16 protein-coding genes are annotated in these 22,984 nt (G+C 64.4%); 9 read left to right on the plus strand and 7 right to left on the minus strand.

The window, feature by feature from the left end:
* Positions 1-201 precede the first annotated feature (201 nt).
* From KYT87_RS18600 to KYT87_RS18615, 4 genes are all read left to right on the plus strand, one after another.
* Positions 202-1,086, plus strand: coding sequence for an FxLYD domain-containing protein (locus KYT87_RS18600; RefSeq protein WP_219990556.1), 885 nt, complete (start codon positions 202-204; stop codon positions 1,084-1,086).
* Positions 1,076-2,002, plus strand: a complete 927-nt coding sequence (locus KYT87_RS18605; RefSeq protein ID WP_219990557.1) for an FxLYD domain-containing protein — start codon at positions 1,076-1,078, stop codon at positions 2,000-2,002. Before KYT87_RS18600 ends, KYT87_RS18605 begins: the two co-directional genes overlap by 11 nt.
* A gap of 243 nt (positions 2,003-2,245) precedes the next feature.
* Complete coding sequence (gene acnB / locus KYT87_RS18610; protein WP_104144292.1) at positions 2,246-4,837, plus strand: bifunctional aconitate hydratase 2/2-methylisocitrate dehydratase; 2,592 nt, start codon at positions 2,246-2,248, stop codon at positions 4,835-4,837.
* Between the two features lie 339 nt (positions 4,838-5,176).
* Positions 5,177-5,776, plus strand: coding sequence for a lipoprotein (locus tag KYT87_RS18615; RefSeq protein WP_046804069.1), 600 nt, complete (start codon positions 5,177-5,179; stop codon positions 5,774-5,776).
* A 238-nt stretch (positions 5,777-6,014) separates the two neighbouring features.
* Here the strand turns inward: KYT87_RS18615 and KYT87_RS18620 are convergent, their stop codons facing one another.
* Complete coding sequence (locus KYT87_RS18620) at positions 6,015-8,252, minus strand: TonB-dependent siderophore receptor (RefSeq protein WP_219990558.1); 2,238 nt, start codon at positions 8,250-8,252, stop codon at positions 6,015-6,017.
* Positions 8,253-8,511: 259 nt separating this feature from the next.
* The gene (locus KYT87_RS18625) at positions 8,512-9,669 is read right to left on the minus strand and encodes a pirin family protein (RefSeq protein ID WP_219990559.1); all 1,158 of its coding nucleotides are present in this window, start codon (positions 9,667-9,669) and stop codon (positions 8,512-8,514) included.
* Positions 9,670-9,836: 167 nt separating this feature from the next.
* Here KYT87_RS18625 and KYT87_RS18630 point away from each other — a divergent pair, with 167 nt between their 5' ends.
* Positions 9,837-10,745, plus strand: a complete 909-nt coding sequence (locus KYT87_RS18630) for a LysR substrate-binding domain-containing protein (protein ID WP_219990560.1) — start codon at positions 9,837-9,839, stop codon at positions 10,743-10,745.
* 303 nt (positions 10,746-11,048) lie between these two features.
* A complete protein-coding gene (gene acnA / locus KYT87_RS18635; protein WP_046804075.1) occupies positions 11,049-13,754 on the plus strand; it encodes an aconitate hydratase AcnA in 2,706 nt (901 codons plus the stop codon).
* A gap of 121 nt (positions 13,755-13,875) precedes the next feature.
* On the opposite strand, the gene KYT87_RS18640 is transcribed toward acnA, so the two are convergent.
* On the minus strand, positions 13,876-14,658 hold the full coding sequence (locus KYT87_RS18640; protein WP_082134420.1) for a class III extradiol ring-cleavage dioxygenase: 783 nt from the start codon (positions 14,656-14,658) through the stop codon (positions 13,876-13,878).
* A gap of 229 nt (positions 14,659-14,887) precedes the next feature.
* Between KYT87_RS18640 and KYT87_RS18645 the strand changes: the two genes are divergently transcribed.
* From KYT87_RS18645 to efp, 3 genes are all read left to right on the plus strand, one after another.
* Positions 14,888-16,090: a DUF2863 family protein gene (locus tag KYT87_RS18645; protein ID WP_046804077.1), complete on the plus strand. Its 1,203-nt coding sequence runs from the start codon at positions 14,888-14,890 to the stop codon at positions 16,088-16,090.
* 15 nt (positions 16,091-16,105) lie between these two features.
* Positions 16,106-17,218 carry an elongation factor P maturation arginine rhamnosyltransferase EarP gene (gene earP, locus KYT87_RS18650; protein WP_219990561.1) on the plus strand — a complete coding sequence of 371 codons (1,113 nt, stop codon included), beginning with the start codon at positions 16,106-16,108 and terminating at the stop codon, positions 17,216-17,218.
* A gap of 133 nt (positions 17,219-17,351) precedes the next feature.
* The gene (efp, locus tag KYT87_RS18655) at positions 17,352-17,909 is read left to right on the plus strand and encodes an elongation factor P (RefSeq protein ID WP_046804079.1); all 558 of its coding nucleotides are present in this window, start codon (positions 17,352-17,354) and stop codon (positions 17,907-17,909) included.
* Between the two features lie 78 nt (positions 17,910-17,987).
* On the opposite strand, the gene KYT87_RS18660 is transcribed toward efp, so the two are convergent.
* The 4 genes from KYT87_RS18660 to KYT87_RS18675 form a co-directional block, all read right to left on the minus strand.
* Positions 17,988-18,446, minus strand: coding sequence for a DUF1178 family protein (locus KYT87_RS18660; protein ID WP_219990562.1), 459 nt, complete (start codon positions 18,444-18,446; stop codon positions 17,988-17,990).
* A 135-nt stretch (positions 18,447-18,581) separates the two neighbouring features.
* The gene (locus KYT87_RS18665; RefSeq protein ID WP_120156357.1) at positions 18,582-19,292 is read right to left on the minus strand and encodes a DUF2968 domain-containing protein; all 711 of its coding nucleotides are present in this window, start codon (positions 19,290-19,292) and stop codon (positions 18,582-18,584) included.
* 116 nt (positions 19,293-19,408) lie between these two features.
* On the minus strand, positions 19,409-20,791 hold the full coding sequence (locus KYT87_RS18670) for a sigma 54-interacting transcriptional regulator (protein ID WP_219990563.1): 1,383 nt from the start codon (positions 20,789-20,791) through the stop codon (positions 19,409-19,411).
* A gap of 49 nt (positions 20,792-20,840) precedes the next feature.
* Positions 20,841-22,943, minus strand: coding sequence for a TadG family pilus assembly protein (locus KYT87_RS18675; protein ID WP_255593292.1), 2,103 nt, complete (start codon positions 22,941-22,943; stop codon positions 20,841-20,843).
* Positions 22,944-22,984: the final 41 nt, after the last annotated feature.

Consider the following 22,984-nt stretch of genomic DNA (forward strand, 5'->3'; position numbering starts at 1 on the left):
TTTGTCGCGGCGATGATATCACCCGGACGAACAGCGTTCGTTTGTCGCGATAAGGCGGCGGGGCGTCGCTTTTGGCACATATCGTCACAACTAGAAGCGCACCTGCACCCCGCCCCCGGCGCGCTGCCGCTATCCTTGCCGCCCTGTCCGTCCCCCATGCACGCTCCGCCAGCATGACGCCAAACGCATGACGCCAAACGCATGACACCAAAACACACGACGATCAACACGGTCACGCTGACCTGCTCCACTTGCGGCAGCGCGCAATTCACCAAACTGGCCCCCAACGAATACCGCTGCAACCATTGCCACGCCTTGACGCTGGTGGAGGACGACGTCGCCCAGCGGCTTGAAAAGATATTGCGCGGCATGCAGCAGCCGGCCAGGCCAGCGCAGATCAAGCCCAGTGCGCTGGCGGCCATCGTGCTGGTAGTGGTTGCCGTGATTTTCGTGCCGCTGGTGGCGTCGATGCTGACGTCCAGCCCGTCGACCCCTTACCGCCCAACGCCCGTCGCCCCGCCCATTGACGCGTCGCTGGTCAAACTGACGGACGTGCGCGAAGTCCAGATCCGCGGCCGCAAGCAGCTGGTGATGATCATGCGCAACGAAACGGGCAAGAAGATCGACGTGCCGCGTGTCACGGCAACGTTCTTCCAGGGCGACCTGACGCTGACGTCGACCCTGTCCACGCCATCGCCACGGTCACTGGAACCGGGCGAATACGCGCCGGTGCTGATCTCGGCCCCTGAAAAAGCCTACTCGCGCTACGAATTACAGGTCGCCACGCCGACGCCGGCGCGCGGCAAGAACAACGACGTGTCCGCCAGCAAGGTGCAGCTGGTGAAGAACGATGGCGCGTATCGCCTGGTGGGCCTGCTCAAGAACGACGGCGCCAAAGAGGCCGGCGCCGCGCAGATCACCGTGCTGCTCTACGGCCAGGACGGCGCGTTGATCGGCACCGGCAACGGCTATGGCAGCGCCGGCGCGTTGGCGTCGGGCGCCATGACGGCGTTCGACGTGCGCTGCGAAATGCTTGGCGACGACAAGGTCGCGTCCTACGACTACATGGTGCAAAGTGAAAGCTGACCGTTCCCAATCCAAGCCGCTTGCCTGGCCGGCCAAAACCGCACTGCTGCTGCTGATGCTGGCGGCGGCCGGCGTGGCGCTGACCCAGTACACCGCCGTGGGCCCCTGGGTGGCGAACAAGCTGGGGCAGGAAACGCCGGCCGGGTCCGCCAACACGGCCGTGGCCAAGCCGGCAGAGGATGCGCCCAAGGAAACCGCTTCCACCAGCCGCATGCACCGCGTCAGCCCCGCGAATGTGCGGGTTATCGACCACGTGCGTCTGTCCACCGAAGAACTGCTGGACCCGAACTTCGCGTTGTTCGACCCGAAGGCGTTCAGCTTGTCGGCGCCACGCCGCCTGCTGGATGAAATCGAGCGGCCGGTGATGTTCGCGGAGCTGTCCAACACCAGCACCACCGACATTGCCCTGTCGCCCCGCGTTGAAATTTCGGCGTTTGACGGCTCTCGACCGTTGAACCTGCGCCAGGAATGGACCTTGCCCACGCACCTTTACCCCGGCGAGCGGGTGCCGGTGATGCTGTCGGGCGGCAGCTTCGAACGGGTGACCGAGGTCAAGACCAACTGGTTGCCGGCCAAACGCGCCGCCCTGCCCGGCCCGCGTCCCAAGCTGGCCGTCACGGTTGAGAACACCGAGGCCGGGATCGGCACCGGCACGCTGAACTTCAGCTATCGCTATCGTTACAAATACGTCACGGTTCACGGCCGCGTTCGCAACGAGGATCAGGTCGACGTGGAAAACGTGCGGGTCTGGGTCAGCTTGTACGACGCGCAGGACAAGCTGTCGGGCGCCCTGTTCAAGGAATTGCGCCTGCCCAAGCTCAAGCCGGGCGACAGCGCCCCGTTCGAAATGGACGTGAAGCAATTTGGTGGCAATTTTGCCCGGGTTGCCGTCGTTTATGACGTAGCCACGCGCTAGGATTGCCCCTGCCCGTCCAGCATTGAATTCGTAATGGCGGCCATCGAGCCGCCATTTTGCTGGCTGGCGCCCTTCGCTGCGGGCGGCAACGGCGCGCCGTCTGCTTCCCAACGTCGCCACCCAACAACAAGGGACGGACCATAGTCTTATATAAGATATAAGACATTTGCTTGCCGCCCCCTCTTCCCTCTACAATTCCGGCCGACAACCCTTCTTCCAACCCGACTTTTGAGCAGGCCTCACATGCTGGATAACTACCGCCAACACGTTGCCGAACGCGCGGCTCTGGGGATTCCCCCGCTGCCCCTGACGGCTAAACAAACCGCCGAACTGATCGAACTGCTGAAGAACCCGCCCGCTGGCGAAGAGCAGAATCTGGTCGAACTGTTGACCCACCGTGTGCCGGCCGGCGTGGACGATGCCGCCAAGGTGAAGGCGTCCTACCTGGCCGCCGTGGCGCTGGGCAAGGAAGCTTGTGCGCTGATCAGCCGTGCCAAGGCGACCGAACTGCTGGGCACGATGCTCGGCGGCTACAACATTGGCCCGCTGGTCGACCTGCTGGATGACGCGGAAATCGGCACCATCGCCGCCGATGCGCTGAAAAAGACCCTGTTGATGTTCGACGCCTTCCATGACGTGAAGGAAAAGGCCGACAAGGGCAACGCCAACGCCAAGTCCGTGATGCAAAGCTGGGCCGACGCCGAATGGTTCACCAGCCGTCCGGAACTGCCGGAAAGCCTGACCATCACCGTCTTCAAGGTGCCTGGCGAAACCAACACCGACGACCTGTCGCCGGCGCCCGACGCCACGACCCGCCCCGACATCCCGATGCACGCCCTGGCGATGCTGAAGAACAAGCGCGACGGCGCGGCGTTCGAACCGGAAGAAGACGGCAAGCGCGGCCCCGTCAAGTTCATTGAATCGCTGAAAGAAAAGGGCCACCTGGTCGCCTACGTGGGCGACGTGGTCGGCACGGGTTCGTCGCGCAAATCGGCCACCAACTCGGTGCTGTGGTTCACGGGCGAAGACATCCCCTTCGTGCCGAACAAGCGCTTTGGCGGCGTGTGCCTGGGCAACAAGATTGCCCCGATCTTCTACAACACGATGGAAGACGCCGGCGCGCTGCCGATCGAACTGGACGTGTCCAAGATGGAAATGGGCGACGTCGTTGAACTGCGCCCCTACGATGGCAAGGCGTTGAAGAACGGCGAAGTCATCGCTGAATTCGAAGTGAAGTCCGACGTGCTGTTCGACGAAGTGCGCGCCGGTGGCCGCATTCCGCTGATTATCGGCCGTGGCCTGACCAGCAAGGCGCGCGAAGCACTGGGCCTGGCCCCGTCGACGCTGTTCCGCCTGCCGAAAGACCCGGTCGACACCGGCAAGGGTTACACGCTGGCCCAGAAGATGGTTGGCCGTGCCTGCGGCCTGCCGGACGGCAAGGGCATCCGCCCGGGCACCTACTGCGAACCGAAGATGACCTCGGTCGGCAGCCAGGACACCACCGGCCCGATGACCCGCGACGAACTGAAGGACCTGGCTTGCCTGGGCTTCTCGGCTGACCTCGTGATGCAGTCGTTCTGCCACACCGCCGCCTACCCCAAGCCCGTGGACGTCAAGACGCACCACACGCTGCCGGAATTCATCAGCACCCGTGGCGGCGTGTCGCTGCGCCCGGGTGATGGCGTGATCCACTCGTGGCTGAACCGCATGCTGTTGCCCGACACCGTCGGCACCGGCGGCGACTCGCACACGCGCTTCCCCATCGGCATTTCGTTCCCGGCCGGTTCGGGCCTGGTCGCCTTTGCCGCCGCCACCGGCGTGATGCCGCTGGACATGCCGGAATCGGTGCTGGTCCGCTTCAAGGGCAAGCTGCAACCCGGCGTCACGCTGCGTGACCTGGTCAACGCCATCCCGCTGTACGCCATCAAGCAAGGCCTGCTGACGGTGGCCAAGCAAGGCAAGAAGAACATTTTCTCGGGCCGCATCCTGGAAATCGAAGGCCTGCCGGACCTGAAGGTCGAGCAAGCTTTTGAACTGTCGGATGCGTCCGCTGAACGTTCGGCTGCCGGTTGCTCGGTGTTCCTGAACAAGGAACCGATCATCGAATACATCAACAGCAACATCGTGATGTTGAAGTGGATGATCGCCAACGGCTACGAAGACGAACGCACGCTGGGCCGCCGTATCAAGGCCATGGAAGCCTGGCTGGCAGACCCCAAGCTGCTGGAGCCGGACGCCGACGCCGAATACGCCGCCGTCATCGAAATCGACCTGGCCGACGTGCACGAGCCCATCGTGGCCTGCCCGAACGACCCGGACGACGTCAAGACGCTGTCGGAAGTTGCCGGCGCCAAGATCGACGAAGTGTTCATCGGCAGCTGCATGACGAACATCGGCCACTTCCGCGCGGCGTCCAAGCTGCTGGAAGGCAAGCGCGACATCCCGGTCAAGCTGTGGGTGGCCCCGCCGACCAAGATGGACGCCACGCAGTTGACCGAAGAAGGCCACTACGGCGTCTTCGGCACCGCCGGCGCCCGCACGGAAATGCCGGGCTGCTCGCTGTGCATGGGTAACCAGGCACAAGTGCGCGAAGGCGCAACGGTGATGTCGACCAGCACCCGCAACTTCCCGAACCGCCTGGGCAAGAACACGAACGTGTACCTCGGTTCGGCCGAACTTGCCGCCATCTGCTCGAAGCTGGGCCGCATCCCGACCAAGGACGAGTACATGGCTGACATGGGCGTCATCAACAAGAGCAGCGACCAGATCTACCAGTACCTGAACTTCGACAAGATCGCCGACTACAAGGACGTGGCCGACGTGATCGAGGTGTAAGCCTTTCAGGCCTAAGCCTGATGCGTGTACGCGTTATGCGTGTACGCCATATGCGATAGCTGGTCTCTGTGCCGGCTTTCCACGCAGACAACGGCCCCGGAGCAATCCGGGGCCGTTTGCAATCTGGCGCCGTTTGCAATCCGGCGCCGTCCGCTTCGGGCGGCGGCTTATCCGGCGTCCTTCCCCGCGACCAACCAGGCTTACCCACCCATTTCAGGGACGGAACTTTTCCGGCGATACGTTTTCATACAATCGCGGTATCTTGTGACACCATCAACAGTTGTCACACCCCGGGCGCTGCCTTCAACCGCGCCCCCACCCCAAGGAGGAAGCCCGCCAATGACCCGGCTTTTGCTGCCGCCGCTGCTACTGCTGGCGCTTGCCGGCTGCGCCACGGCGCCGCCATCGAACCCCGAGAACATTTGCGCGATCTTCCGAGAAAAGCCCGACTGGCACGACGCCGCCCTGAAGGTGCAGAAGAAATGGGGCGCGCCCGTGCCGGTGCCCATGGCGATGATGTACCAGGAATCCTCCTTCAAGCAGGACGCCGTGCCGCCCCGCTACTACTTCCTGGGCATCATCCCCTGGGGCCGCGTCAGCTCCGCCTACGGCTACGCCCAGGCCAAGGACGAAACCTGGGCCGACTACAAGCGCGAAGCCGGCGGCTGGGGCTCAAGCCGCGACGACTTTGCCGACGCGCTCGACTTCATGGGCTGGTACATGAGCAAGTCGCAACGCCTCAACGGCATCTCGAAGTGGGACGCCTACGGGCAGTACCTGAACTACCACGAAGGCTGGACCGGCTACCGCAACCGCAGCTACGACCGCAAGGCATGGTTGAAAACGGTGTCGCAAAAGGTGCAGGCACGCGCGGAAAAATTCACGTCGCAATACAAAAGCTGCGAAAGCGACCTGACGCGTGGGGGGTGGTTGTGGTGAGCCGATAGCAACTGCCGCGCTTGCCTTGATCTCTATACAAAAATTGGTATAACCGCCGCGTGAAAGGCCCGGAACTCGTCACCTTTTTTGGGTACGGCACTTGACGATCCGCGGGCCTGCAAGTGCATATGACGATTCAGGAAGCAGTGTGATCGGCGATTGAGACGCCCTTTCCAAAACAAAAAAATCCCGGCCTGGGCCGGGATTTTTTTCGCTTGCGTGACTTGTCGTGCAGCGATCAGAAGTCCATGCTGGCCGACAGCAGGAACGTGCGCGGGCCGCCAAGGACCAGGTAGCCGTTGCCGGGGTAGCCGCCAACCGACGACCAGTAGTTGCGGTTGGCGATGTTCTCAACGCGGGCGCGCAGGGTCACGACGTGGCCGTCGACGTCCGTCATGTAGCGCAGACCGGCGTCAAAGCGCGTCCAGCCGGGGACTTTCAGGGTGTTGGCGTCATCAGCGTACGACGAACCGGTGTAGACCACACGGCCATCGACCGCGAGGCCTTGCACGCCGGGGATATCCCATTCCACGCCCATGTTGGCCTGGAAGCGAGGCACGCCGATCACACGGTTGCCGTCGATTGATGGCTTGCCGGTAGAACGCTGCTCGGCGTCCAACCACGTGAGTCCGCCGAGAACGCGAACAGACTGGATCGGCTCGCCATAGACCGTCAGTTCTACGCCTTGGTGCCGGTCTTTGCCGGAGGCCGTCAGCTCGTTGTTGGCGTTGTATGCGGACCGCGGCTTGTCGGTAGAAAACAGTGCAAGGCCCGCCCCCAGCCCTTCGCCTTCGTACTTTGCGCCAATCTCCTTTTGTTTGGAGACATAGGGCGACAGCACTGTACCAACGTTGGGTACGGGTTTGCCGTTGGCGTTCGCGGGAGCCGTATCGCCCTGCACTAGCGCTTCAATGTAGTTGGCATACAGAGAGACACTTGGCGCCACCTTAAAAACAACACCAGCAGCCGGCGAATTTCGGCTCTTGTCGTATGCACCCGTTTCGTTGCCCCCGTTACCGGTCCCGTTGTCGTAGGAATAGCTGCGAGTCGACATACGTTGATGGCGGATGCCCAAGGTCAGCAGCACCTTGTCGTCCAGGAACGACATCGTGTCGCCCAAGGCGTAGCTACTCATGCGCGTGCGTCCTTGCAAGGCTGGGTTGTCGATATCGTTGCCCCGCAAAGCACCGGCACTGAACGCCGGCTTGTCGTACGAAATCGGATCGTAGATGTTCGTCGGATACGTGTTGCCGAAATCCATGATGTACGCGTTCTTCTTCTTCAGATCGAAGAAGGAAGCCGACACCACCACTTCATGGCCGACGGGGCCGGTGCGCAGCTTGGCACGCAGGCCCACTTCACCCGTGTTGACGCTGTCTTCGCGCGTATTGTCGAAGCGATAGAAGTTGCCCGCGCCCGTGCTGCCATTGGTCAACGTCACGTTGCCCAGCGAATTCGCCTCATCGCTGCGGCGAAAGCCGTATGCCGCCCAACCCGTCAGCTTGTCGCTGAAATCATGCTCCGCGCGCAGGGTGCCGAACACGTCGCGTTCATTGGAATACGACCACGGCTGCGCATAGTTCGAGCTGGCGTCCGGGGCGTCGGGAACGGTGGTTACCGTCGAGCCCATCGTCACATTCGGACGCGGCCGCTTCAGCTTGTTTTCCTGCCAACCGATATCGCCCGACAAGCGCGTATCCGCCGACCGCCAGTCGATACCCAGGGACACCAGGCTGGTACGCGAATGTTCGTCGTCGATCCCCGTGTCGCCGCTGCGTTGCGCGGCGTTCAGGCGGATGCCCGTGCTGTCGTCGGGACCAAAACGGCGCGCGATGTCGGTCGACAGCTGGAACTGGCCGCCGCTGCCCACGCCGGTGGTGACACGCGTCAGCGGTTCGTTGGGCGCGCGCTTGGGCACCAGGTTGATCACGCCGCCGATGCCGCCGCCGCCGGGCGTTGCACCCGTCAGGAAAGCCGTTGCACCGCGCAGGACTTCCACGCGTTCGAACAATTCGGTGGCAATGTACTGGCGCGGCAGCAGGCTGTACAAGCCGTTGTACGCCACGTCGTCCGAACTCAAAATGAAGCCGCGAATGAAGTAGGACTCTTGGAAATTGCCGAAGCCACGGGCCACGCGCACGCCGGAATCGTTCTGCAAGACGTCGCCCACGCTGCGCGCCTGCTTGTCCTGGATCAGCTCGTTCGTGTAGCTGGTAATGCTGAACGGCGTGCTCATGTTGTCTTGCGTGCCCAGGATGCCTACTCGGCCTCCCGTGGCCACCTGCCCGCCCGCAAAGGGCACCGCCAAGCCGCCCGCCGAGGCGTCGGCGCTGGCTTCGACCTTGATCGCTTCCATCGACACAACGGAGCCGCCGGCGGTGCCGGTTTGCGCAGGGACGGGGGTGGCGGTTTGAGCGTGGACGGCGCTGATGCACGGCAGCGTTGCGGCCACGCAAGCAAGTGTTCGAATTTTCATATCGGGGTCAGGGGACGGTAAGTGCGCGTTGCCGCGCGGAGAAACACACAATCCCGATGGAATGACGCACGGAAAACGGCGTATCAGCTGGCACTACCGCGAAAGCCTGGCACCAGGCCCTGACCGAGCCCGTTCACCCAGGGGTCTTGAGGTCTTAAGGCGCAAATATTATCAAATCGATAATCATTCTCACTCGTCCCCGTTTTCGCTTTTACGCGACGTTGCCGTCACGCAACAAACAGCCCTGATGGAATCAGGGTCATGTAGGGACGGACTCGGAGCCGGCGCGGCGACGTGGGGTGGTCGGCATGGTGCGGGCGGTGGTCGTGGGAGCGGCTGGGCCAGCGACAGCAGCCGTGGGCGTGGCTTTGGCTTTGGCTTTGGCTTTTGCTTTGGCTGTGGCTGTGGCTGGGGCCGTGGCTGTGGCTGTGGCTGTGGCTGTGGCTGGGGCAGCGGCTGCGGCCGCGGCTGCGGCTGTGACTTCGGCTCCGGCTCTGGCTGTGGCCGTGGCTTTGGCCTTCGCTGTGACAGGCGCCGCAGTTGTGCCAGCGGGCACACCCCGCGCGGACACCGGCCCGCCTGCTGGCCCGCCCACCAGCACGAAGTGCACCGGCGCCCTGCCCGCCATCAATACCAACACGCCTTCCTCATTGCCCGCCGACGCGGATGCGCACGTGGACGCGGACGCCGTCAGCGCGCAGCCCGTGTCCAACACGGCGAAGTCGGGATCGCCGCCCATCTGCTTGGGCAACGCCGGCGCGCCGGTGCGGCGGTGCCGCGCGCGCACGCCCAGCTCACCAGACACGACGTAAAGCCAGGCGTTCCAGCCGGGCAGCAACGGCACCAGCTGCGTCGCCCCCGGGCGCAGCCACCCATCCAGGACCAACATCGATGCCGCCGTCACCAGCGGCGATTGCCAGCCCCCATGGCTGCCCGCCACCACGCGAATACGGCCGGCGTCAGTCTGAATCACCGGCATCTCCCAGCCCCGGATCAGCGCGGGCGCGGGGCTGCCCGCATCCGCCGCGTCCAGCGGACCCACGACAATACGCAAGCCGTTCAGCCGCCAACCACTGGGCCGCGCGCCGTTGGCCGGCTGGCGCACCCGGGTAGCGCCGGAGTCCGCCCGCGCCCAATGCAGGTCGCCCGCCTGCACGTCCCGGTCATCGCCGTCGGCACCGGGGCTTAGCAGGCTGCCCCGCGTATCTTCCAGCAGCAAGGTGGCGACGTAGCAGCCGGGGCGCGGCTCGGGCGGCCACGGGGCCGGCGCGGCCGAGGCCGTCATGTCGAAATGGTCGACCCTGATGACGGGGGATGAGCCACGGGAAAAGTCGGTGTGGCGAAACGTGCGCGTGATGCAGCAATCGCCGGCCGATTCGGGCTGGCTCGCCGCGACGTTACTAAGATGAATGGTCAAAAAGGCGCTGCCTGGAGTGGGTCGCGCCAATGTGAAAGGGGGGTGGCGCCGACTGACGCAGAGCTTATGCGTTCCACCTGGCGGACAGTAGGGGCCAATTTCAGGAATATTTGTCATGCCGTACAGGACAATCCGCGCCCGCCTCCTCTTTTGCGCCGTGTCCCTCTATGTACCCCCACATTCATCACCTGGACGACCTGCTGCTCTTTAGTGAAGTCGTTGCCAAAGGCGGATTTTCGGCAGCGGCGCGTGTGTTGAATATGCAACGTTCCAAGCTGAGCCGGCGCGTGGCCGAGCTGGAAGCGCGGCTGGGCGTGCGCCTGCTTCAGCGCAATACCCGGCGGGTGTCGTTGACCCCGATGGGCGAGCAGATCTACGTGCACGCCCAAGCCGTGGCGCGCGAGGCCCGCACCGCGTTTGAGCTGGCGGCCTCCATGGGCGACACACCCAGTGGCTTGTTGCGTATCACCGCGCCGTCGCCGCTGGCGGTAACGTTGCTGGGCGAAATGGTGGCCCGTTTTTGCATCGCGCATCCCGGCGTGCGCGTGTTGCTGGACACGCGCGACGAAATCATCGACCTGGTGGGCGAAGGCTACGACCTGGCGTTTCGCGCAATGGGCACCCCGCTGACGGATTCCCGGCTGATCGGTCGCGAGCTGGCGCTGGTGCCGCTGACCCTGGTGGGCGCCCCGGCACTGGCGCAGGCGCGCCCGCGTCATCCACGCGACCTGGCCGCGCTGCCGCTGCTGGCGCATGCCACGCAGGACAGTCGCCAGACCTGGCGCTTTACCGGCCCGGCGGGCGAAACAGAATCACTGGAATTCCAGCCGAAATGCCTGAGCAGCAACATGGCCACGCTGCGATCCATGGTGCGCGCGGGCCTGGGCGTGGGGCTGCTGCCGCACTATCTGTGCGCCAACATGCTGGCCAGGGGCGAACTGATCGCCATCCTGCCCGGCTGGCAGGCCGCGCCCTCGCGCATCTACGCAATCATGCCAGCCCGCCGTGGCGAGCCCCTGGCCTTGCGCCGCTTTCTGGAAATCGCAGCGGCTGAACTGCCGGCCTTGCTGGCGTGAGCCGCGCGGCCCAAGCCGGCACAAGCCGGCACACGCCGGACCGCCACACCGCTGTAGGACTTGCCTGCTACAACGCGGGGTCTTGCGGGCTTGGGCCATGTCCGCCAAAGTAGGGGTTTTGCAAAGCCATATGTCTTGTGCGGACGGGTCGGAACTTTGACGTGCCGCCCAAGTCTTATATAAGATATAAGACATACGGTCGGGCGCGGGCTTGTGTCCCCTACAATGACAAACGCGCAAAAACGCCAGAAAATGCCGCCTGCGCTTGGGTAAAAAAAGCCGGGCAAAACCACGGAGTCCATCATGCCGCACAACACTCTAGACACCCTCAAGAACTTCAAGATCGGCAATAAATCCTGTCAGTACTATTCGCTGCCGGCGCTGGGCAAGTCGCTTGGCATCGATGTGCAGCGGCTCCCGGTATCGATCCGCATCGTTTTGGAATCCGTGCTGCGCAACTGTGACGGCAAGAAGGTCACCGAAGAGCACGTCAAACAGCTTGCCAACTGGCAGGCCAACGCCCGCCGTGAAGATGAAATCCCGTTCGTGGTTGCCCGTGTGGTGCTGCAGGACTTCACCGGCGTGCCGCTGCTGGCCGATATCGCCGCCATGCGCTCCGTGGCCGACAAGATGGGCAAGAGCCCCAAGAGCATCGAACCGCTGGTACCGGTCGACCTGGTGGTCGACCACTCGGTGATGATCGACTACTTCGGCACCAAGGACGCGCTGGACCTGAACATGAAGCTGGAATTCAAGCGCAACCAAGAGCGCTACCAGTTCATGAAGTGGGGCATGCAGGCGTTCGACACGTTCGGCGTCGTGCCCCCGGGCTTTGGCATCGTTCACCAGGTCAACCTGGAATACCTGGCGCGCGGCGTGCACCAGGACAAGAAAAACAATGTCTATTACCCCGATTCGCTGGTGGGCACGGATAGCCACACCACGATGATCAACGGCATTGGCGTGGTGGGCTGGGGCGTGGGCGGCATCGAAGCCGAAGCCGGCATGCTGGGCCAGCCCGTGTACTTCCTGACGCCCGACGTGGTCGGCGTTGAACTCAAGGGCCAATTGCGCGGCGGCGTGACCGCCACCGACCTGGTGCTGACCATCACCGAAATGCTGCGCCGTGAAAAAGTGGTGGGCAAATTCGTTGAATTCTGCGGCGAAGGCACCGCCAGCCTGACCGTGGCCGAACGCGCCACCATCGGCAACATGGCCCCGGAATACGGCGCGACCATGGGCTTTTTCCCGGTCGACGAACGCACCATCGATTATTTCCGTGGCACGGGCCGCACCGAAGACGAAATCGCCGCCTTCGAGGCCTACTTCAAGGCGCAGAAGATGTTCGGCATCCCCGCCGCCCAGGACATCAACTTCACCAAGCTCTTGACGCTGGACCTGTCCACCGTCGCGCCGTCGCTGGCCGGCCCGAAGCGCCCGCAAGACCGCATCGAAATCGGCAACGTCAAGAACACCTTCATTGATCTGTTCTCCAAGCCGGTTGCCGAAAACGGCTTCAACCAGCCGGCCGAAAAGCTGAACCAGACGTTCACCACCAGCGCCGGCACCAAGATCAAGAACGGCGACATCCTGATTGCCGCCATCACGTCGTGCACCAACACGTCGAACCCGAACGTGCTGCTGGCCGCCGGCCTGCTGGCCAAGAAGGCCGTGGAAGCCGGCCTGAAGGTGCCCAAGCACATCAAGACGTCGCTGGCCCCCGGATCCCGCGTGGTCACCGACTACCTGACCAAGACGGGCCTGTTGCCCTACCTGGAAAAGCTGGGCTTTGACGTGGCCGCCTACGGCTGCACCACCTGCATCGGCAACGCGGGCGACCTGACGCCCGACCTGAACGAAGCCATCATCGGCAACGACCTGGTGTGCTCGGCGGTGCTGTCGGGCAACCGCAACTTTGAAGCGCGTATCCACCCGAACATCAAGGCCAACTTCCTGGCCTCGCCCCCGCTGGTCGTGGCGTACGCGCTGGCCGGCACCGTCACGCGCGATCTGATGACCGAACCGGTGGGCCGTGGCAAGAACGGCGACGTCTGGCTGGGCGACATCTGGCCCACGTCCGAGGAAGTCGAGGCGCTGCTGAAGCACGCGCTGGACCCGAAGGTGTTCGAGGCCAACTACGGCCAGGTCAAGAGCAACCCGGGCAAGCTGTGGGAGAACATCAAGGGCGTGGCCGGCGATACCTACAACTGGCCCGACTCCACCTACATCGCCGAACCGCCCTTCTTCGAAGGCTTCGACATGACGCCGGCCCCGATGCCCACCGTCAAGGGCGCGCGCGCGCTGGGCGTGTTTGGTGATTCCGTGACCACCGACCACATCTCGCCCGCCGGCTCCATCAAGGAAACGTCGCCGGCCGGCAAGTGGCTGAAGGAAAACGGCGTGATGAAGGCCGATTTCAACAGCTATGGCTCGCGTCGCGGCAACCACGAAATCATGATGCGCGGCACCTTTGCCAACGTGCGCATCAAGAACCTGATGATTCCGTCGTTGCCCGATGGCAGCCGCTTCGAAGGCGGCGAGACCCTGTTCCAGCCCACGGGCGAACAGATGTCCATCTACGACGCGGCCATGAAGTACGTGGCCCAGGGCACCCCCACCGTTGTGTTCGGCGGCGAGGAATACGGCACCGGCTCGTCACGCGACTGGGCGGCCAAGGGCACGCAGCTGCTGGGCGTCAAGGCCGTGATCACGCGCAGCTTTGAACGTATCCACCGCAGCAACCTGGTGGGCATGGGCGTGCTGCCGCTGCAATTCAAGGGCACGGACAGCGTGCAGTCGCTGGGCATCACCGGCGAAGAAACGTACGACATCTCGGGCCTGGAAAACGGCATCAAGCCGATGCAGGACGTGACGCTGACGATCACCCGCAAGGACGGTTCGAAGCAGGACGTGACGGTGCTGCTGCGCATCGACACGCCGATTGAAGTCGACTACTACCAGCACGGCGGCATCCTGCCTTTCGTGCTGCGCCAGCTGCTGGCTGCCTAACGGGCGACGCGCCCCTCAGTCGGGGCGCGATACAAAAGCCCCGGAACCTTGACAGTTCCGGGGCTTTTTTATGGTCTGGGCCGGGGCGATAGATCCCCGCCTCTGCCCTGCCCGTGCAGCATCAGTCGTCGAACTGATACGCGTCCATCGCCAACGCCCCGTACGAAATTTCGTCGTTCAGGCGGGTGGCGCGGGCATCGTCGCCGCCCGCTCCCAGCGCTACGTACAACGGCATCAAATGATCGTCGTGCGGATGGGCCTGCAATGCGCCGGGCGCCTGCGCCTGCCAGTCCAGCAGCGCCGGCACGTTGTGTTCGGCCAGGTTACGCGCGTACCACGCCTGAAATCCTGGCACGTACGACACGGGCGGCGCGCTTTGCGGCATGCGGACATCGCGCAGATTGTGCGTCAGCGAACCCGACCCGATGATCAGAATGCCTTCATCACGCAGCGGTGCCAGCGCGCGGCCCAAAGCCAGTTGACCGGCCGCGTCGCGCCCCATGTCCAGCGACAGCTGCACCACCGGCACATCAACGTCGGGGTACAGGTAGCGCAGCGGCACCCACGCGCCATGGTCCAGCGGGCGGCGCGGGTCGCGATCGGCGGCGATACCCGATTCGGCCAGCACCGCCTGGACACGGTCGGCCAGTTCGGGCGAGCCGGGGGCCGCGTATTGCAGCGCATACAGCTCGGGCGGAAAACCGCCAAAGTCGTGCCACGCCACTTGCCGGTCGCGCGTGGACAGCGCCAGCCCTTCGCCCATCCAGTGCGGCGACACGACCAGGATGCCGCGCGGCTTGCGGCCTTGCGCCTGGCTCCATGCCGTCAGCACGGGGCCGGTGCGCCCGGGTTCAACGGCCAGCATTGGCGAGCCGTGGGAAATAAAAAGCGTAGGCCAACGCATGGCGCAGCCTCCTGTAGATAAATTCGATGAGGAATTGTCGAATATTCCCAATCAGCAATAAACCCCCGTCAGGGGGATGCTCTGTTGCCGATACGGCATCAATGCCGGCAATGCGCCCGCAGGCAGCGCTGTGCGGGGCTCTGAAGTCGGAAACCAATGCGACAACGCCGCGATGGGCCGCGAGCGGTAAACTACGTCGTTACACACTTACTGGACGTCCCTCGAAGTTATGGCCCGAACCCGCAGCCAATCCGCTCCCCGCATGACCCGCGACGCCACCCGTTTGGTGGCGCTGGCCCAATCGCTTAACCGCTCGGGCAGCCGCGTTGAAGACGTGTTTTGGGAGAACCAGCTTGGCGAAGCGATTCCCAAGCTGCTCAAGGCTGGGCAGGACGCCCCGCTGGAAGCGGCCCTGGACCACCTGGCGCAAAGCGACATCGGCGCCTACGAAGTCTTGATCGAACAGGCCGAAACGCTGTCCGAGTCGATGAAGATCGAGAAAAACGGCGTGGTGTACGACGTATTGCTGATCGTTGCACCAATCGTCGCCTGGACGCGCTACGCCATCCCCACCGGCCCCGTTTCCGCCAGCGCCCAGCAGGCGCTGCTGGCGCAGTTGCACGGCCACGTGCTGTCCAGCCAGGCGCGCACCGCGCTGATGCCGGTGCTGGTCAGCGTGGACCAGATGCCGCGCACGTTCGGCGAAACCTGGCAGTGGCTGCAACGCCTGGGCTCGCAAGCCCTGGGCGCGGAAACCACCAAGCCCGCGCTGAACACCGAGATCGAAACCGCCAACATGCTGGCCGACACGCGCTACATCATCGGCGCGGTGGCGGTGCCTGAAAACGCACCGATCTTCCGTTGGCAGGAAAGCCTGGGCGACGCCGATGCCACGCGCGATGCGTGCCAGCAACAATGGGCCGCCCAGGCGCAACCCACGCTGGCCGCCCTGATGCCCGGCTGCGGCTTCGAAGCCCTGCTGCCCGACGCCTACTACGTCAGCAACCGCGAGGCCGACCGCCGCGTGCGCCCCTTGTCCTTGCGCGCGGCCGTCAGTTGGCTGGAAGGCGCGGTCAACCTGGAAGCCTCGCAATTGCGCGCGGTCGTGGCCGGCTGTGGCGAAAACCGCATCGACGAATACCGCATCAGCTTCACGGCGCGCAGCAGCAACGACGTCTACTACGGCTGCGTGTGGCCTTTGTATGGCCGAGAGGAAGAGCTGCCGTCCGACGAAGGCCAACCCGACGTGGTCGACGAAATCGCCGCCTTGCTCAAGGAATACGGCGTGACGGAACTGCGCCGCATCCCCGGCGTGCTGCCGGCGGAATACTGCGAAGACTGCGGCGCGCCCTACTTCCCCAACCCCTTGGGCGAACTGGTGCACGCCGAACTGCCCGAGGACGCCGAAGCCGCGCCGGCAAAGTTCCACTAGTTTCACCAGGCCGCCATGCAAGCAGACATCTTTTGCCGAGTCGTCGATAACTATGGCGACATCGGCGTCTGCTGGCGGCTGGCGCGCCGGCTGGCCGCCGGCCGCGGCTGGGACGTGCGCCTGTGGGTAGACGACCTGGCCAGCTTTGCCCGCATTCAGCCGGGCATCGCCCCCGACGCCCCGCGCCAAGCGCTGGCCGGCGTGGACATCGTCCACTGGTCCGACACGCCCGATCCCACCCTGACCGCTCGGGATGTGGTCATCGAAGCCTTTGCCTGCGACCCGCCCGAGGCGTTTCTGCAAAGCATGCAACGGGTGCATCCAGCCTGGATCAACCTGGAATATCTAAGCGCCGAAGCCTGGGTGGAAAGCTGCCACGGCCTGCCCTCGCAGCGGCCGGACGGGCTGGTCAAACACTTTTTCTTTCCCGGGTTCACCGCGGCCACGGGCGGCCTGTTGCGCGAACCGGGTTTAAGCGCCGAACGTGACGCGCTGCAAGCGTCAATGGACCAGCAAAACGGGTTTTTACGGTCGCTGGGCGTGTCGGACGCCGTGCTCGCGCACCGCCAGGACGGCGCGCGTACGGTATCGCTGTTCTGTTATCCCACGGCGCCCGCAGGCGATCTGGTCCGCGCCCTGGCGGCCGACTCCCGGCCATGCGTGCTGCTGGCGCCCGAGGGCGTTGCCCCCGGCCTTGAGGCCGCCTGCCAAGCGCCCGGCGCCCCTTTGCTGGCGCGCCTGCCCTTCGTGGCCCAGCCCGACTTTGACCGCGTGCTGTGGCTGTCGGGCATGAATTTCGTGCGCGGCGAAGACTCGTTCATCCGTGCCGCCTGGGCCGCGCGCCCCCTGGTGTGGCAAATCTATCCCCAGGACCAGAACGTGCATCTGGAAAAGCTGGAAGCCTGGCTGGCCCGCTATCCGGCCCCGGATACCGCGCAAGCCTTGATCCGCGCCTGGAACCAGCCAGAGACTGGGCAAACTCGGGCCGCCATGACGACGGCGCTGGCACCGGACGCGTGGGCGGCATGGCAGGACGCCGCCCGAACCTGGGACGCAAGCCAGGCCGCGCAGCCGGATCTGGCCGAAAATCTGGCCGACTTTTGCGCAGACTTGGCCAAGAAACGTTAGAATAGAGAGTTTTCTGAGTCGCCCTGGATTTGTCGGGCCTCAACTATGACGCCTCCCGGGGTGTGCACGAAGCCGCAAGCCATGCGGCTTTTTGCAAGCACGGCGAGTGCACCTACCCCCCGGAGTTTTATCGATGAAAACCGCTCAGGAATTGCGAGTCGGCAACGTGGTCATGGTCGGCAAGGATCCCCTCGTGGTCCAAAAAGCCGAATACAACAAGTCTGGCCGTAACGCTGCTGTTGTGAAGCTGAAGTTCAAGAACCTGCTGACCGCCTCGGCCAGCGAATCGGTCTACAAGGCCGACGAAAAGTTCGAAGTGGTGCAACTGGATCGCAAGGAGTGCACGTACTCCTACTTCGGCGACCCGATGTACGTCTTCATGGACGAAGAGTACAACCAGTACGAAATCGAAGCGGAAAGCATGGGCGACGCCCTGAACTACCTGGAAGAAGCGATGCCCGTGGAAGTGGTCTTCTACGACGGCCGCGCCATCTCGGTTGAACTGCCCACCACGATCGTTCGCGAAATCACCTACACCGAACCCGCCGTGCGTGGCGATACCTCGGGCAAGGTCACCAAGCCGGCCAAGATCAACACCGGCTACGAACTGAACGTGCCGCTGTTCTGCGCCATCGGCGACAAGATCGAAATCGACACCCGCACGAACGAATACCGCAGCCGCGTTCAGTAATCTGATCCGGTAGCAGGTACGAAAAAGCCAGGCCCGCAATTCGCGGGCCTGGCTTTTTTTTGTTGACCACCGCAAGCGTTATTGCAGGCGCTCGTCGTCCAGAAAGTCCGGCACGGCCATGACTTCGATGCCGTCTTCGACCAGCGCGGCGCGTTCTTCCGGCGTGGCCGTGCCGCGTATCGGGCGCTCGTCGGCGTCGCCCTCGTGGATGCGGCGCGCTTCTTCGGCAAAGCGCGGGCCGACGTTTTCAGTGTTGCGCAGCAACGCGCGCACCTGTTTCATCACGATGGCCTGCACCGCGGCCATTTTCTCGGCGTCCGAGGCGCCCGCGGGCACGGCGGGCGGACTGGCCGGCGCGTGCAGATGCGACACATTCAAGCGCGGCGCCGACAAACGCTTGGTGATGCTGGCCGACCCGCAAACGGGGCACGTAACCAGGCCACGCGCCTGTTGCGCGTCGTAGTCTTCGTGCGAGCCGAACCAGCCTTCGAATACGTGGTTGTGTTCGCACTGGAGGTCAAAAACTTTAAGAGCCATGGTTGCCATATGGGGGTCTGCGGCAAGAATACAAGTATCCGGCCAGCCACCCCACTATCCCCTGAAATGCGCGGGGTCATTACCGCCTGGCCAAGAAAAACGGGCCCGCAGGCCCGTCTTGGCAATAGCGCGCGATTACTTGCCGCGCTTGGCGCCCGGGCCGCCGTCGATCTGGGCTTGCTGGGCCTGAAGCGCATCGATCTGGCGCTGCAAATCACGCAGCTGCTGGCGTACGTCCTTTTGCTGGTCGGCCAGCGCCGTGGCTTCCTGGCGCGACTGTTCCTGGCGCGCGGCCACTTGCTGTTCCTGCTGCATGCGCAGCGTACGGTCGGCTTGCAGCGTGCTCAGTTGCTCGCTACGGCTGGCCAGCAGCTTTTCGGCATGCGCATATTCGGCTTGCAGCTTGATGCGCTTGATGTCCACTTCAGCCAGGTCCGCCGATTGCGCGGCGAACGCGCGGTAGGTGGATTCGGCCTGCTTTTCAGACACCGTCTTCAGCACGCGCCAAAAATCCTTCTGTTGAAACAGCGCCACGTAATAGGTCAGGTCGTCGGGCTTGAACAACAGGCTGGCGCCATACGTGCCGTTGTAGGCCGTGCGCAGCTCGGACACCTGGCGCGCCTGGATCAGGCCTTGCAGTTCGGCCACCGTGGACGCAGGTCGGGCGGGCGCTGCGGGCGGGGTCACGGGCGGGGTTACCGGGGCGTCAGCCGCCTTGGTATCTTCGACCTGCTTAACCGTGGGCCGTGGCGCTTCGGATTGAGCGCTGGCGCACGCCGCCAGGCCGGACAACGCCGTGCCTAACAGCGCCATGCGTGTGGCGGCACGGATAAATTGGACGTTCATGCCTTCCCCAAAAAAATCGTTGCGGAACTATAGCAATTTATTTCGCTCACGGTTGATCTGCTTACATAGGCCGCGAACGATCTGTCGCCCCCTAGGGGGCTTCCCCAATTGCAGGATCAGGAGGCCTCCACGACGCCCTCCGCCGTTTCGCCCTGCCCGCCGCCCAGATGCAGCTTGCGCATCTTTTCCCACAGCACTTTGCGGCTGATGCCCAGCGTGTTCGCGGTGTCTTGCCGGCGCCAGCCGTTAACGTCCAGCGCCGCCAGGATGCGGGCGCGTTCGGCCCGCTCGGCGTCGGTGAATACCGGTGGCTCGCACAGCGTGCTGGCGGCGCGCAGGGGTTCCCCGATCTGATCGAAGATGCGCGCGATGCGCGATTCGTCCCAGGCGCCGAATTGCCGGCGCATGATGGCCACGCGCTCGGCCACGTTGGACAGTTCGCGCACGTTGCCGGCGTAGCGCGTGCGCGCCACGCGGTCCAGCAGCCATTCCGGGGGCTCGCCGTCGCAGCCCAGGCGAGCCAGCAACGCGCGGAATATGGCGATCTTTTCATCGCCGCCCCGCTGCTCAAGATTCGGAATGCGCAGTTCGATCACCGCCAGCCGGTAATAGAGGTCGGCCCGGAATTCGTCCTGCCCCACCAGCACGCGCAGGTCTTTGTTGGTTGCCGCGACCAGGCGGAAATCCACCGGAATTTCCACGGTGGAACCCAGCCGGGTCACCGCGCTTTGCTCCAGCACGCGCAGCAGTTTCACCTGTTGGTATAGCGGCAGGTCGCCAATTTCATCCAGGAACAGCGTGCCGCCGTTGGCTTGTTCGAAATAGCCCTTGTGCGCGCCCACGGCGCCGGTGAACGCGCCCTTGGCATGTCCGAAGAAATGCGCCTCGAACAGGCCTTCCGGGATGGCGCCGCAGTTGACCGCCACGAAGGGGCCATCGGACCAGGCCGCGCGGTCGTGCAGCAGGCGCGCGATGCGCTCTTTGCCGACGCCGGTTTCGCCGTGGATCAGCGCATTGCTGCGGCAATCGGCAAACATCTCGGCTTCGGCCAGCAGCGCGCGCATGGGTTCGGACACCGCAATCAGGGGTTGCTCGCGCTTGGGCGCGGACCGGCTGAACTGCTCCAGCGTGCCCAGCAATTCATACAGCAGCTTGCGCAGGTCAGCCGTGGTGAACGACAGCGGCAAGGTGTAGGAATATTCGGGCGGGTAGTAGCGAGGATCGCGGCCACGCGTTTCGGCGGACACCCAGATCACCGGCATGGCCTGCGCCGACAACCAGTCGTAGCCGCTGAACCGGTTGTCCCCCATGACCGACACCGACACCAGGGCGACGGCCGGGCGGCCTGGGTCGCGCGGCGGCGGGAATGCGGTGCCCACGTCCGCGCGCACCAGCGTCACGTCCATGCCGGCCAGGCAGCGCTCGGCGCGGCTGGCGATGTCGGACGTGCCTTCCCAGACGTACAGATCGAACTCGTCACGGGCGAATTTCTGAGTCATGGCAGCAACCCTGCCGGCAAGGATTGAACGGTGATCAAAGGCATCTTCATCAGTACACCAGGCGGGGCTGCCCGCAATCCACGGACAGCAGCGACACATCGGTCTGGCCCACGCTGATACCCAGCAGGTCCAGCAACTGTTGCAGCGCGGCGGACAGGGGTGCCAGCACCGGCTGCAAGAGGTTCACCACGATGGACAGCACCCCGCCCACCTGCGAGCTTCCACTGAGCGCCTGCGCGGCCACCGAATTGATCCGGCAAGTGCGGATGGCGCTGGGGGTAAGCCCCAGCGCGCACACCACGTCATTCAGGGGTGCCACCAGCAGGGACGTCAGGATGTTGCCGACCAGTTGCAGCGTGCCGCCCAGCACGCCCGTCAGGCCGCCCGTGGTCAGCCTGGTGCTTAGCTGGTTGAGCGCGGTCGTGGACCACTGCATGTCGTTGTAGACCTGCGTGATCGACTTGCCCGCGCTGCTGCCGCCCCCGCCCACCAGGCTGGTGGCCAGCGCCGTGCGGTCCGCGGCGGACAGGGGGGTTCCCGTGCTGTACAGATCGCCCAAAATGCCGCCGACGACGGCGTCGGACAGGTTCGAGGCCAGCGCACCCAGGTTCACGGACGTGGCGGTGACGGTCTGTGTGGACGGTGTGCCCGGAGGCTCAGTCAACGTTACCGACACCGGCGCGGTGGAATTGAACACGGGCAAGGTCACCTTGGCAGTCAACGGCAGAATGCCCAGCACGTTCAACACCTGATGGCGTTGGATGGCCGCAAACGCGCCGGGCTGGCAGCTGTTGGTCAGTGACACGAAGTTGGCGGCGGTCTGGTCGGTGCTGGACGTCATGCCGGGAAAGCGCCCCAGGCAGATATTCGCCAACGACGAGGTCACGGCAATGGTGGCCTGAGGCTGGGTCGGCGGCGCCTGGCACAGGTTGGTCAGCGTGCCGGTGGACTGCGCCACATCGATGATGATGGGCAGATCGACCTTGGTACCCAACGTGTTCGCCAGCAACGGCCCCACCAGCGGAATATTGCTGGTGCTGACGCGCAGGTAGACGCGGATGCCCGCGCTGGTGGCCTGCGTGCCGATACCGCCAACAGCCAGCGTGGGCGGTTCGACTACGCGCACGCGCGCGTCCACGCCAAGCAGCGGCACGCTAAGCCCCAGGTTGATCAGGTTTTGTCCGTTGGCCACCACCAGCGCGGTTTCCAGCACGTTCAGCGCGTTGACGTTAGCCGACAGCGCGCCGGTCGCGTCCCCGCCCACCACCGCCAGGTTCAACACGCCGCCATTGCCGAACAGCTTGACCGGCAGGTTCAGCGGCATCACTGCCAGCACCGTGTTGATGGCGTTGCTGACCAGGCCGACATCGGCGCCCGCGGTACCGCTTTGGTTGACGACGGTAAGGGTGGCTTGCAGCAATTGACCCAGCGTCAGGTTATTGACGGCGGCCAATTCAGCCGGCGTGCCCACGCCCGTGGCGACCGACAGCGGCAGGCCCAGCGCCTTGAGCAAGCCCGACGGCGTGATGTTGACGCTGGCCAACCCGGCCGCGTCCAGCACGTCCAGCTGCGTGGGGGTGGCGCCTACCGTCGACAACAGCTGCGACAGCAGGCCGCCGCGTTGCAAGCGCAACAGGCGCGAACCGACCATGAAGGCCGCAACGGGTTGAGTATTGGTCGCCACCGCATTCACCGAGACGGTGGTGCTCAAGCCCAAGGTGCCGAACAAACTGGCCAATTCCTTGCGGATGGTCAGGCGCACCGCATTCAGCGCCTGGCCGCTGGCCGGATCGAATACGTGCATGCCCGACGCGTCGGCTCGGGTGGAATCCCACAGCTTGCATTGCACCGTGATGTCGGCCGCGGTGAAGGTGTCGAAAATGTTGGGCACGTTTGCCAGCGCCGAGGCCTTGCCGGCCGACGTGGCGCGGGTGCAGTCGGCGGCCGAGCCCATGCCCAGCACCTGCACGGCCGTCAAGGCGGCCAGGTCCGCTGCCTTCTGGATCTCGCGCTTCATGTAGTAGCCGTAGCCCAACTGCGCCACGCCCAACATCGCCAAGCCGACCAACACCGCGAATACCACGGCGACGGCCATGCTGCCGCGCTGGCGCGACAGGGACACACGACAAAAGGGTTGGACTGGGGCAGGCATGATCGGGCAATCCTGAAGTTGCCATCAGCTGGCAACGGGGT

It is taken from the genome of Achromobacter sp. ES-001 (assembly GCF_019448355.1).
GTDB classification, from domain to species: domain Bacteria; phylum Pseudomonadota; class Gammaproteobacteria; order Burkholderiales; family Burkholderiaceae_B; genus Achromobacter; species Achromobacter spanius_B.